Below are 12,808 nucleotides of genomic sequence, written 5' to 3'. Positions count from 1 at the left end.
GCCTCTTTTTCGTTCGGCAGTGACCTGCCACGCATGCGGCCGGTTGTCCACCTTGCACCTGTATTTCGCAGATCAGGCGGCAAATACAGGTGCTAATTCAAGTCCTCTAACAGGCGTCCGTGCTTGCGGGTCTCCTCAATCACCGCGCCAAAGGTGCCGAGGCCGCGCGCCTCCAGCATCGGCAGCATTTTGCAGAACACCTCTGCCGTGGCCTGAGCATCCCCCATTGCGGTATGGCGCAGGGCAGGCGGGATGGTCACCTCCAGCCGCTCGCACAGCGCATCCAGCGTGTGGCTCTGCGAGGCGCCGAACAGCACCGCGCTCAGCAGCACGGTGTCCAGAACCGGCTGGTCCCAGCTGACGCCCGCACGTTTGGCATGGCGGCGCAGAAAGGCCATGTCGAACGGCGCGTTATGGGCGACGATCACCGCATCGGAGGCAAACCGGTGAAAGGCGCGGGCGGCTTTGCCGATGTCCGGCGCGCCCTGCACCATGGCATCGCTGATCCCATGCACCTTGGTGGAGGCGGCGGGGATCGGCGTGCCGGGATCGACCAGCGTGGCGAACTGCTCGCCTGCAATTATCCTGTTGCGCACCACCCGCAGGGCGCCGATCTGGACGATCTCGTCCTTATGCGGCAGGAGGCCGGTGGTTTCGGTGTCAAACACCACATAGCTGAGGTTTGACAGCTTGCGGCTGTCCAGTTCCGCGTGCTCGGTGTCCAGCAGGGCAAAATCATAGACCAGCGGCCGCGAGTCGCCGGGGGCAAGGTCCGCATGGGCGCCTTCGAACAGGATGATGTAGCCCGGCGCGCCGCCCAGCGGTTTCAGCCGCAGATCAAAAACCTGGCTGCCGCTGGCGCTTTTCACCTCGGCCAGAACCTCCAGGCCGCTGCGCACCAGCCGGCCATAGGCGGCCTCCAGGCCGGTGCGGTCCAGGTAATCGGACAGCGGCGCATTGAGCCGCGGCGGCGCTTCCTGCGCCAGCACCGCGGCGGCCTGGCCGTCATAAAGCACGATCTGATGCGCCGGGCTGGCCATGACGGTGGCAACCGGAATGTCGGTGAGTAGCGCCGCAAGGCGGGCTTTCTCGGCTTCCAGATGCTCGGTCTCGCGGGCGATGGCCTCGGCCGCGGACAGGGCAGAGGCGCCCAGCTGGCCCGCCAGCCCCTCGGCAGCGGCCGCCAGGTCGCCCAGGTAGCGGGCGCTGTGGGTGTCCAGCTCCTTGCTCACCCCGGCGTGGGCGCGGGCGCGCATGCCTGCCGCCAGCCGTTCGATCGGCTTGGCGACGTTCTCGTCAAACAGCAGCCAGACCCCGGCGCTCAGCCCGAGCATGGCAAAGCTGCTCAGGAGGCCGGAAAAGATGAAGGCATCGGTCAGGGCGGGCTGGCCCGCGCGGCTGTAGCCAAGCCACAGCGCGCCGCCGGTGACGGCGATGCCGCCAAGCGCCAGCAGGCAGAAGAACAGAAAGATCCGCAGGCGCAGGCTGAGGCGTGACAGCATCGTTATCCTCCGCAGGCCGTGGTCAGCAGCGCGTCCTCCGGGGCACCGGCAACCCAATCGAGCCCCGCGGGCAGGCTGTTGCCGGAAAAGACGGTGCCGTTCGCCACCAGCGCGCGGCGCCATTTGCCGCAGTCCAGCACCGCAGGCCGCTTGCTGAGCGGCGCCCAGCGGCCAAAGAAATACACCTCGGCCAGATAAACCTGCGGATGCGCCTCGTGGCTTTTCATGGTGGCGGTGTCGATGGCGGCAAACCGGTCCACATACGGCACGGCATAGGTCCAGGGCCGGTAGAAGCTTTTGTTCTGAACCGTTTCCGCCACTTCCACCCCTTCCGGCAGGGCGGCCCTGGTGCGCCCGTACCAGCCGTATTCCGAGGCGATGGTGACGCTGATCATTGCAAGCCCCGCCGCCACCGGCGCCATCCAGCGCGGCAGCCGCCCCTTCAGCGTCCGGTTCAAGAGCATCACCACGCCCGCCGCCGCGATACCAGCAATAATCACCGCAATCAGTTCCAGAAACATCCCATCTCCCCGCAGGCCACCGGCCTTTTCATCTTTCTTAAAATACTCGCGCCGCAGGCTCCCGCACGCTCCGCACGCGCAGCCGTCAGCTCAGCATTCCCTTACCGTGCCCAACTGCCGATTGCATCGTCTTTACCACAACAAAGGCGTCGCGCAGATGACTTCGCTCAAAATCCGACAGGTCCGAGGGCGCCAGGTAATTGTCCGGTGCCTGGCCGCCGCGGATCTGCGCCGCCTGATGCTCCAGTCTTGTCTGGGCGATCAGGTCGTAGGCATCCGTCAGATCCCGCGCACCGGAGGGGCTGAGCACGCCCGCGGCCTCGGCGGCCTCCAGCCGGGCGCGGGTGTTGACCTCGGCCAGTTTCCCCTGCAGCGCATAGACCCGGCCCAGATCCACCACCGGCACCACGCCGTTGTGCTTCATGTCCAGCGTGTTGCGGTGCTCACCCGAGCGGATGGTGGCCAGCCCGCGCAACAGGCCCAGGGGCGGCGTGTGTTTCAGCGAATTGGCGATCATATGGGCGGTGAAGATGGTATTGGCGCTGGCCGCCTGCAGGGTCTCCTGCTGCAGGTCAGCAAACAGCGCGGCGTCGCCGCCGATGGGGCGCAGGTCGAACATCACTGAGGCCAGCATCTGCGCTTCCGGGTTTGGCTTGACGATCCAGCCGCGGAAATAGTCGCGCCAGACCCGCAGCGGCTGACGCCAGCGCGGGTTGGAGGCCATCATGTCGCCGGGGCAATAGACGTAGCCGCAGGTGTTGAGCCCGTCGCAGACAAACTTGGCGAGCTGTTCGAAATAGGCCTCATCGCCCGGGGCCAGATCGTCGGACAGGATCAGGCAGTTGTCCTGGTCGGACACGCCCGTCTGCTCGCGCCGCCCTTGCGAGCCGCAAGCGAGCCACAGGTAGGGCACCGGGGCCGGGCCATGTTTATCTTCCGCCAATGCCAGCAGGCGGCGGGTCACGGTGTCGGCGATGTCGGTGATCAGCCGGGTCACCACCTCATGCCGGTTGCCGCCTGCCACCAGCTGCACCAGCAGGCGGGGGATTTCGGCGGTGGCCTTGGCCATCTCTTCAGCCGACGCTGCACGGGCGATGCTCGACACCATCTCGCCTGAGCTGACGGCCTGAAAGCGGGTGAGGTCGGTCTGGGTGACGATGCCTGCGAGCTTGCCTGCCTCAACCACGGGGATGTGGCCGATGCCGTGCTCCATCATCATGTGCAGCACGTCGGAGCCGATGGCGGAGGGCGCCAGGGTCAGCGGGTCCGGGGTCATCACGTTGCAGACCGGGGTGGAAATCGGCTTGCCTGCGGCGAGGATCTTGGCGGTCAGGTCGCGGGTGGTCAGGATGCCTTGCAAGCGGTCGCCGTCGGTCACGCAGACGGAGGAGATGCGGCGGTCCCGCATCAGTTGCGCGGCGCCCTGGCAGGTAAGGCCGCCGGAACAGGTGACCGGCGCGCGCGCCATGATGGCCTCAACCCGGGTGGTGGCGAGGCTGCCGGAGACCTGGCTGCCGGGGCGGCGGCGGTCGAAAAACTTGGCGACCTTTGGCTGGCCGGCCATCAGGGCGTGGAAATCCGCCTTGGGCAGCAGCAGCAGGAGTGTGTCCTTGGTCGTCCGCGCAGAGGTCACCGCCCGGCCGCCGCGGGTCAGCCCGCGTTCGCCAAAGGAATTGCGGGGGCCGAGGATGGAAACGGGAATGCCGTTTTCATCGGTCACTTCCACCTCGCCGGTGTGGACCAGGTACAGCCCTTCCAGATCCTCGTTCAGCGCGTAGACAGCATCACCTGCAGCTGCATCGATCAGGCGGAACTTGGGGGCCAGCGCCTGCAGCAGCGCCGGTTCCAGGCTGTCGTAGGGGTGGACCGAAGTCAGAAAGCGGAGCAGCGCGGCATCAGAAAGGGGCATGGGCGTACCTGCATGGGATCAGGAAAAAAATGGTCCCGCCGAGTGTGAACCGGACGGGACCATGAGGAAAGAGGCGGGCCGCTGGGAGGCAGCCCGCCCAGGGGAGGTTAGTGGTCCTGTGCGGCCCCGGCGCCGCGCGGGATGCGGACGCTTTCCACCAGCTCTTCGATCTCGGCGGGGATCGCCTCGGTCGATTTCGACACCAGGAAGGCCACCGCGAAGTTCACCATCGCGCCGATCGCACCGAAGGAGGTGGATTTGACGGTGCCCAACAGCGGATCCGCATCGGTGAAGGAGTTGGTGTCCGGGATGAACAGCCAGCCCTTGTGCAGGAAGATGTAGACCAGGGTCACGATCAGGCCTGCCAGCATGCCGGCCACGGCACCCTTGTTGTTCACCTTGGTGAAGATGCCCATCATCAGCGCCGGGAAGATCGAGGCAGCCGCGAGGCCAAAGGCCAGCGCCACAGTCTGCGCGGCAAAACCCGGCGGGTTCAGACCCAGGTAGGTTGCCACACCGATGGCCACGGCCATGGCAATCCGGGCCGACAGCAGTTCGCCTTTTTCCGAGATGCTCGGGTTGATCGACCCTTTGATCAGGTCGTGCGACACAGCCGAGGAGATCGCCAGCAAGAGGCCTGCAGCGGTGGACAGTGCAGCCGCCAGGCCGCCAGCTGCCACCAGACCGATGACCCAGCCCGGCAGGTTGGCAATCTCAGGATTGGCCAGAACCAGGATATCGCGGTTGAAGTTGGTCAGCTCATTGCCGACCCAGCCGTTGGCTTCGGCAGTGGCCTGCAGATCGGCGTTCTGGTCGTTGTAGTACTGGATCGCACCGTCGCCGTTCTTGTCTTCCCAGCCCAGGAGGCCGGTCTGCTGCCAGGTCGCCATCCAGTCGTACTGCGGATCGTTCTCGATTTGCTGCACGGTCACGGCGCCGCCTTCGATGCCGCCGTTCGGCCACATCATCTCGGTGATGTTCAGGCGGGCCATGGCGCCAACTGCCGGAGCGGTCAGGTAGAGCAGGGCGATGAACACCAGCGCCCAGCCGGCCGACCAGCGGGCATCAGCCACTTTCGGCACGGTGAAGAAGCGCATGATCACGTGGGGCAGGCCCGCGGTGCCGATCATCAGCGACAGGGTGAACAGCACCATGTTGAAGGTGTCGGCGTGATGCGCAGTGTACTCGTTGAAACCCAGCTCGGTCACGATGGCGTCCAGTTTGGCCAGCAGCGGCTCGCCGGAGGCTGCGTGATCGCCGAACAGGCCGAGCGCCGGGATCGGGTTGCCGGTCAGCTGCAGCGAGATGAAGATGGCCGGGATGGTGTAGGCCATGATCAGCACGACGTACTGGGCCACCTGAGTGTAGGTCACGCCCTTCATGCCGCCGAACACGGCGTAGGCAAAGACCACACAGGCGCCGATCAGCAGGCCCGCGGTGTTGGAGACCTCCAGGAAGCGGCCGAAGGCCACGCCGACGCCGGTCATCTGACCGATCACGTAAGTGGTCGAGGCCACGATCAGGCAGATCACCGCCACCACGCGCGCGGTCGGGGAGTAGAACCGGTCGCCGATGAACTCGGACACGGTGAACTTGCCGAACTTGCGCAGGTAGGGCGCCAGCAGCAGTGCCAGCAGAACGTAGCCGCCGGTCCAGCCCATCAGGAAGGTGGAGTTGTCATAGCCGGTGAAGGCGATGAGGCCCGCCATCGAGATGAAGGAGGCTGCCGACATCCAGTCGGCTGCGGTTGCCATGCCGTTGGTGACAGGATGCACACCCCGGCCCGCGGCATAGAATTCAGATGTGGAACCCGCGCGGGCCCAGATCGCGATGCCGATGTAGAGCGCGAAAGAAGCGCCCACAAACAGCAGGTTGATGGTAAACTGGTCCATCTTATTCTTCCTCCACGCCGTATTCGCGGTCCAGCTTGTTCATCCGGAACGCGTAGAAAAAGATCAGCCCCAGGAACACCAGGATCGAGCCTTGCTGGGCGAACCAGAAGCCCAGATCGCTGCCGCCGACCTTGATGCCCGAAAGCAGCGGGCGCAGCAGGATGCCGAAGCCGAATGAAACAACAGCCCAGATCACCAGGCTGACTAGAATGATGCGCACGTTTGCCGCCCAATAGCCTTTGTCGGCTTCGGCGGTTTTTGCCGCATTTGTGGTTTGATCCGCCATGGCGGCTCCTCCTTCTTCCTCCTGAGCCGCCGCGGGGACCGGGCGGACTCTCTCCGTTTGCCAGCAGCCGGGTCGCGGCGCGCAGGCATGACTCCTTTGGTCTGCCAAGGCAGGTCCATCGGGTATCTCATTGTCCGGGGGGCGGGATCCTGCCGGTCAGGGCAGGCCCCGCTTCTTATTCGTTAGCTGGTGGCCTTTGTCACAATGGCCGCCATGTCCTGGGCGATGTCGTCGATACCGCCCATGGCATCCGTGGTTTGCAGCACGCCCTTGCCGCCGTAGTAGGCAATCAGCGGCGCGGTCTGCGCGTGATAGGCCTCCAGCCGGCTGGCAACGGTTTCTGCATTATCGTCAGCGCGGCGCTTCATCTCTGTGCCGCCGCATTTGTCGCATGTGCCGGCCTTTGCAGGCTGCTTGAAGCTGTCGTGATAGCCCTCGCCGCAGCCGCCGCAGGTGTAGCGGCCGGAAATCCGCTCGACCATGGCCGCGTCGTCCACTTCCAGGCTGATCGCGGCGTTGATCTTCTGATTGGTTTCCGCCAGCAGGCCGTCCAGAGCCTCTGCCTGCACGGTGGTGCGCGGGAAGCCGTCAAGGATCACGCCCTTGGCGCAATCGGGTTTTGCCAGGCGGTCGCGCAAGATGTTGATCACGATCTCGTCGCTGACCAGCTGGCCCGCTTCCATAACCGCATTGGCGGCAAGGCCGGCGGGTGTGCCCGCGGCAACCGCCTCGCGCAGCAGGTCGCCGGTCGACAGCTGCACATAGCCGAATTTTTCCTCAAGCATCCGCGCCTGGGTGCCCTTGCCGGCGCCCGGAGGCCCCAGCAGGATCAAAACGGCGGGACGGGTCATAACTGCCATATTCATCGTTAAATCACCCCTTGTTCGCGCGGTTTTCGATCAGGTCTTCGACCACCGACGGATCGGCCAAGGTCGAGGTATCTCCCAGGGAGCCGAAATCGTTCTCGGCAATCTTGCGCAGGATGCGCCGCATGATCTTGCCGGAGCGGGTTTTCGGCAGGCCCGGCGCCCACTGTATCACGTCCGGAGAGGCAATCGGGCCGATTTCGGTCCGCACCCAGGTGCGCAGTTCCTTCAGCAGCTCGTCCGAGGGTTCGCGGTCGTTCATCAGGGTGACATAGCAATAGATGCCCTGGCCCTTGATCTCATGCGGGTAGCCGACCACGGCGGCCTCGGCGACGGCGGCGTGGGCCACCAGGGCGCTTTCGACCTCAGCCGTGCCCATGCGGTGGCCGGAGACGTTGATCACGTCGTCGACGCGGCCGGTGATCCAGTAATCGCCATCCGCGTCGCGGCGGCAGCCGTCACCGGTGAAGTAGTAACCCTTGTAGTCCGAGAAATAGGTCTTCTCGAACCGCTCATGGTCGCCCCAGACGGTGCGCATCTGGCCCGGCCAGCTGTCCTTGATGCACAGGACGCCTTCGACATCGTTGCCTTCGATCTCAGCCCCGGACTGCGGGTCCAGCACCACCGGCTGGATGCCGAAGAAAGGCTTCATCGCCGCGCCCGGCTTCATCGCGTGGGCGCCCGGCAGCGGGGTCATCAGGTGGCCGCCGGTCTCGGTCTGCCACCAGGTGTCGACGATCGGGCATTTGCCCTTGCCGACAACCTCGTTGTACCAGGTCCAGGCTTCGGGGTTGATCGGCTCGCCCACGGTGCCCAGCACCTTGAGATCGCTCAGATCACATTTCTCGACCCAGGAATTGCCCTGGCCCATCAGTGCGCGCAGGGCGGTAGGGGCAGTGTAGAACTGGTTCACCTTGTGCTTTTCGCAGACCTGCCAGAAGCGGGAGGCATCGGGGTAGGTCGGGACACCCTCGAACATCAGGGTGGTGGCGCCATTGGCCAGCGGGCCGTAGACGATATAACTGTGGCCGGTGACCCAGCCCACGTCCGCGGTGCACCAGTAGATGTCGCCGTCGTGGTAATCGAAGGTGATTTCGTGGGTCAGCGCGGCATAGGTCAGATAGCCGCCAGAGGTATGCACCACACCCTTGGGCTGGCCGGTGGAGCCGGAGGTGTAGAGGATGAACAGCGGATCTTCGGCGTTCATCTCGGCCGGTTTGCAGTAATCATCCGCTTCCAGCGCCATCTCGTTGTAGTCATAATCGCGCCCGTCCACCCAGGTGGTCTGGCCGCCGGTGCGCTTGACCACCAGGCATTTCACCGTGTCCTTGGTGTGCAAGAGGGCGGCGTCGGCGTTCGATTTCAGCGGGGTCTTGCGGCCGCCGCGCGGCGCCTCGTCGGCGGTGATGATCACCTTGGCATCGCAGCCGTTGACCCGGGCCGCCAGCGCGTCGGGGGAGAAGCCGGCAAAGACGATGGAATGAATGGCGCCGATGCGGGCGCAGGCCAGCATGGCATAGGCCGCCTCGGGGATCATCGGCAGGTAGATCACCACCCGATCGCCTTTGCGCACGCCCATCGATTCCAGGATGTTGGCCATCCGGCAGGTGCGGCGGTGCAGCTCCTTATAGGTGATGTGCTGCGCGTCCTCGTTCGGATCATCCGGTTCCCAGATGATCGCGGTCTGGTCGCCGCGGGTGTCCAGGTGGCGGTCGATGCAGTTGGCGGACACGTTCAGGGTGCCGTCCGCGTACCAGTTGATCGAAACATTGCCGAAGCCGTAGTTCACGTCCTTCACTTGGGTGAACGGCTTGATCCAGTCGATACGCTTGCCCTGTTCGCCCCAGAAGCCTTCCGGGTCGTTCATTGAGGCGTCGTACATTTCCTGGTATTTCGCGGCATTGACATGCGCGCGGGCAACGGTTTCGTCGGATGGCGGATAGACAGCGTCTGCGTGCAGCGCGTTCATTCGGTTTCCTCCCAGAAATTTTATTGGCAAGACAAACGACACCGCTGTGCCGTGGCTGTCAAACCGTTTCCTCCTAGGCACTGATAATACCGCGTGCTGAAAATTTGTGAATAAGCGACCGGTTTTTAAGCATTTCATTGTCAACGAATTTCCCCTTGGGGCGCGTATCTGTAAAAGTTTTGACACCCGCAAACGCTGCAATCGGGAAAAACAACAGTTTAGGTGTAAACGCTTTTGCGGTCATTTTGCGGTTGAAGCCGGGGCAGATTGACCAAAGGGCAGCCTAAGCGGCGGAAACAGGCCCAATCGCGCTGCGGCATATTGTGCCAGGCCGCCCCGCGGCGGGCGGACGGGAGCGCCCCGGTGCCCTGAACGCGAGTCACTGCGTCACGTTTCTGCCGTGGGGGTTGGCAGGGCGCGGCCTTGCGGCTAGCCTGTCGGGCAAGCGTCCGCCTGACGCATGTGCGGCAGGCAAAAAGGGCGCAATCCGGGAGAGTTACATTATGAACAGATTTCTGACCGCCGCTGTGGCGGCGACTGCTGGCGTTGCAATGGCGGGCGAGGCCGCGGCGACCGAGTGGAACGTGTCCCTGTGGGGCAAGCGCCGCGCCTTCACGGAACATGTGGAGAAACTGGCCGAGCTGGTCAGCGAGAAGACCAATGGCGAGTTCACTCTGAATATCAGCTATGGCGGTCTCAGCAAGAACAAGGAAAACCTCGACGGCATCTCCATCGGGGCGTTTGAAATGGCGCAGTTCTGCGCCGGCTACCATCGCGACAAGAACCCCTCGATCACCGTTCTGGAATTGCCGTTCCTGGGCGTGAACACGCTGGAGGAAGAGGTGGCCGTGTCCCACGCGGTTTACGCCCACCCGGCGGTAGAGGCGGATCTGGACCGCTGGAACGCCAAGCTGCTGATGACCTCGCCGATGCCGCAGTACAATATCGTCGGCACCGGCGAGCCGCGTGATGAGCTGGCGGAGTTCAAGGACATGCGGGTGCGCGCCACCGGCGGCATCGGCCAGGCGTTCTCCGCCGTGGGCGCGGTGCCGACCTCGGTGACCGCAACCGAGGCCTATAACGCGATGGAATCCGGCGTTGTTGACACCGTTGCTTTTGCCCAGCATGCCCACCTCAGCTTTGGCACCATCAACAAGGCCGACTGGTGGACGGCTAACCTGAACCCCGGCACCGTGAACTGCCCGGTGGTGGTCAACACTGACGCCTATGAGGCGCTGAGCGATGCCGAGCGCGAGGCGCTGGACAGCTCGGTGGAGGAAGCGATTGCCCATTACCTGGAGAACTACGGCGCGCTGCTGACCAAGTGGGACAGCGTCCTGGACGAGAAGGGCGTCGAGAAGGTGATGATCTCCGACGAGCAGCTGGCCGAGTTCCGCAAGGTGGCTGCCGACCCGATCCGCGAACAGTGGATCAAGGACATGAGCGCGCAGGGCCTGCCGGCGCAGGAGCTGTACGATCTGGTGCAGAAGACCCTCAGTGACCACCGCTCGGGCAGCTGAGCCTGACATGATACGGAAGGGCCGGGCCGACAGTTCCGGCCCTTTCTGTCTTTGAAATTCTGGAACATGGGGGCAGGGCATGGCAGGCAGCGCAGCAGTCCTGGAGGACGGCAGCCTGATCAGCAGGCTGGACCGCGGTTTATTGAAGGCCGAACGATTGCTGGCACTGCTGAGCGGGATCGCGGTGTTTTCTCTGATGATCCTGGCGGTGGTCTCGGTTGGCGGGCGCAACGCGATCAACGCGCCGCTGCCCGGCTATGTCGACTGGATCGAGCAGATCATGCCGCTGATTGCCTTCATGGGCATCGCCTATGTGCAGCGTCAGGGCGGCCACATCCGCATGGACATCTTCATCGGTGCTTTGCGCGGCCGGGCGCTGTGGCTGTTTGAGCTGGTGTCGGTGCTGCTGATCCTGTTGCTGATCCTGGCAATGGTCTGGGGCAGCTGGGCGCATTTCCAGCGTTCCTTCGACTTTGCCGCGCCGATGTGGAGCCGTGACAGCTCCATCGACATCGGCCTGCCGATCTGGCCCGCCAAGCTGCTGGCGCCGGTGGCCTTTGCGGTGCTGGCGCTGCGGCTGGTGCTGCAGATCTGGGGCTATGGCCGGGCGCTGGTGCTGGGGCTGGAGGCACCGGTAGCAGTGCCGCTGGTGCAAGGCGCCGCCGAACTGGCGGCGGCAGAGGCCGAGCAGATGCAAGGCCACGACAGCAGCGCAGGTGATAACGCGACTGGCGGGCAGGGGTAAGCAATATGGAACCGATTGAAATCGGCCTGTGGGTCACGGGCGGCCTGCTGGCGATGGTGGTCCTGGGGATGCGGGTGGCCTTTGCTGCCGGTTTAGCCGGGCTCATCGGTCTGATCTGGATTTTCTGGGCCAAGTTCGGCTATGACCCGGCCCGGTTCGGCAAGGCGCTGACCGTCTCGGTCAAGATTGCGGGGCAGGTGCCGCACTCCAAGGTGTCCAGCCAGGCGTTGTCGCTGATCCCCACCTTCATCCTGATCGGCTACCTGGCCTATTACGCCGGGCTGACGCGGGCGCTGTTCACCGCCGCGAAACGCTGGATCGCTTGGCTGCCGGGCGGGCTGGCGGTCTCCACCGTTTTTGCCACCGCGGGCTTTGCCGCAGTGTCGGGAGCCTCTGTCGCCACCTCCGCCGTCTTTGCCCGGATCGCCATCCCGGAGATGCTGGCCATCGGCTACAACAAGCGCTTCGCGGCAGGCGTGGTGGCGGCGGGCGGCACACTCGCCTCGCTGATCCCGCCCTCGGCCATTCTGGTGATCTATGCCATCATCGTTGAACAGGACGTGGGCAAGCTGTTGCTGGCGGGGTTCATCCCCGGGGCGTTTTCGGCGGTGATCTACGGCCTGCTGATCGTCGGCATTGCGGTGGTCTTCAAATCCGTCGGCCCGCCGGTCAAGGGCTTCACCTGGGGCCAGCGCTTTGCCGCGCTGCCCGGGGCGCTGCCGATCATCCTGGTGGTCGTGATCATCATCTGCTTTGTCTACAACCCCTTTGGCGGCGACGCCTGGGGCACCCCGACCGAAGGCGGCGCCATCGGCGCCTTCATCGTGTTCCTCTATGCGCTGAAGGAGGGGATGAAATGGGCGGAGCTGAAGTCTGCGCTGCTGGAAACCGCCAAGCTGACGGTGATGATCTTCACTATCATCTGGGGGGTGCTGATCTATGTGCGCTTCCTGGGCTTTGCGGATCTGCCGGGGGCGTTCTCGGACTGGATCACCACGCTGGAGATGAGCCCGATGGTGATCCTGATCTGTATCCTGCTGGCCTATGCGGTGCTGGGCATGTTTATGGACGCTATCGGCATGCTGCTTTTGACCCTGCCGGTGGTCTACCCGGCGGTGATGGCGCTGAACGGCGGCGAAAGCGTTGCGGCGGCCGACAGCGCCTTTGGCATGAGCGGCACCATGTGCGCGATCTGGTTCGGCATCCTGGTGGTGAAGATGGCCGAGTTCTGCCTGATCACCCCGCCCATCGGGCTGAACTGTTTCGTTGTGGCCGGCGTGCGCGACGACCTGAGCGTGCAGGACGTGTTCCGCGGCGTGATGCCGTTCTTTGTGGCGGACGCGGTGACGATTGCGCTGCTGGTGGCCTTCCCGGGGATTGTGCTCTACCTGCCGTCCTTGGCCGGGTAGAAGACGGGCGTGGACAGGACGGGCGCTCAGGGCTCTCCAAAGCAGATGCAAGCGTCAGGTCCGCCGTCACAAGATCCCTGCCTGCCAGCGCCAGCCGCCGGCCCCAAGCAAAACAGCCGTATCCCCGCCTAACGGCGGGGCCCCGCGGCGGTTTGGCTTGATCCCGCCGTCTGCCGCCGGCCGTCTGTG

General features: G+C 64.5%; 10 protein-coding genes. 3 read left to right on the top strand and 7 right to left on the bottom strand.

The genetic code is table 11. The annotated features are described in order from the left end of the window. Nucleotides 1–92: 92 nt before the first annotated feature. The 7 genes from PHA8399_RS16325 to acs form a co-directional block, all read right to left on the bottom strand. Nucleotides 93–1,502: a 3'-5' exonuclease gene (locus PHA8399_RS16325; RefSeq protein ID WP_058287160.1), complete on the bottom strand. Its 1,410-nt coding sequence runs from the start codon at nt 1,500–1,502 to the stop codon at nt 93–95. 2 nt (nt 1,503–1,504) lie between these two features. Continuing rightward, nucleotides 1,505–2,023, bottom strand: coding sequence for an RNA-dependent RNA polymerase family protein (locus PHA8399_RS16320; protein ID WP_058287159.1), 519 nt, complete (start codon nt 2,021–2,023; stop codon nt 1,505–1,507). 85 nt (nt 2,024–2,108) lie between these two features. Further along, on the bottom strand, nt 2,109–3,932 hold the full coding sequence (locus PHA8399_RS16315; RefSeq protein WP_058287158.1) for a DUF294 nucleotidyltransferase-like domain-containing protein: 1,824 nt from the start codon (nt 3,930–3,932) through the stop codon (nt 2,109–2,111). 107 nt (nt 3,933–4,039) lie between these two features. Beyond that, nucleotides 4,040–5,824 carry a sodium:solute symporter family protein gene (locus PHA8399_RS16310; RefSeq protein ID WP_058287157.1) on the bottom strand — a complete coding sequence of 595 codons (1,785 nt, stop codon included), beginning with the start codon at nt 5,822–5,824 and terminating at the stop codon, nt 4,040–4,042. A gap of 1 nt (nt 5,825) precedes the next feature. Continuing rightward, complete coding sequence (locus PHA8399_RS16305) at nt 5,826–6,110, bottom strand: DUF4212 domain-containing protein (protein WP_058287156.1); 285 nt, start codon at nt 6,108–6,110, stop codon at nt 5,826–5,828. 182 nt (nt 6,111–6,292) lie between these two features. Further along, nucleotides 6,293–6,976 carry an adenylate kinase gene (locus tag PHA8399_RS16300; protein ID WP_058287155.1) on the bottom strand — a complete coding sequence of 228 codons (684 nt, stop codon included), beginning with the start codon at nt 6,974–6,976 and terminating at the stop codon, nt 6,293–6,295. 7 nt (nt 6,977–6,983) lie between these two features. After that, nucleotides 6,984–8,945, bottom strand: a complete 1,962-nt coding sequence (gene acs, locus PHA8399_RS16295) for an acetate--CoA ligase (RefSeq protein ID WP_058287154.1) — start codon at nt 8,943–8,945, stop codon at nt 6,984–6,986. Nucleotides 8,946–9,448: 503 nt separating this feature from the next. On the opposite strand from acs, the gene PHA8399_RS16290 reads away from it, so the two are divergent. The 3 genes from PHA8399_RS16290 to PHA8399_RS16280 all read left to right on the top strand — a co-directional run bounded on the left by PHA8399_RS16290 (nt 9,449) and on the right by PHA8399_RS16280 (nt 12,619). Next, on the top strand, nt 9,449–10,465 hold the full coding sequence (locus PHA8399_RS16290; RefSeq protein WP_058287153.1) for a C4-dicarboxylate TRAP transporter substrate-binding protein: 1,017 nt from the start codon (nt 9,449–9,451) through the stop codon (nt 10,463–10,465). Nucleotides 10,466–10,544: 79 nt separating this feature from the next. Beyond that, the gene (locus PHA8399_RS16285) at nt 10,545–11,210 is read left to right on the top strand and encodes a TRAP transporter small permease subunit (protein ID WP_058287152.1); all 666 of its coding nucleotides are present in this window, start codon (nt 10,545–10,547) and stop codon (nt 11,208–11,210) included. A gap of 5 nt (nt 11,211–11,215) precedes the next feature. Next, nucleotides 11,216–12,619, top strand: coding sequence for a TRAP transporter large permease (locus PHA8399_RS16280; RefSeq protein WP_058287151.1), 1,404 nt, complete (start codon nt 11,216–11,218; stop codon nt 12,617–12,619). Nucleotides 12,620–12,808 lie beyond the last annotated feature (189 nt).

Source organism: Leisingera aquaemixtae, from assembly GCF_001458395.1.
Lineage (GTDB): Bacteria > Pseudomonadota > Alphaproteobacteria > Rhodobacterales > Rhodobacteraceae > Leisingera > Leisingera aquaemixtae.
The sequence above is the reverse complement of the archived record's forward strand: the minus strand, read 5'-3'. Positions and strand labels throughout refer to the sequence as shown.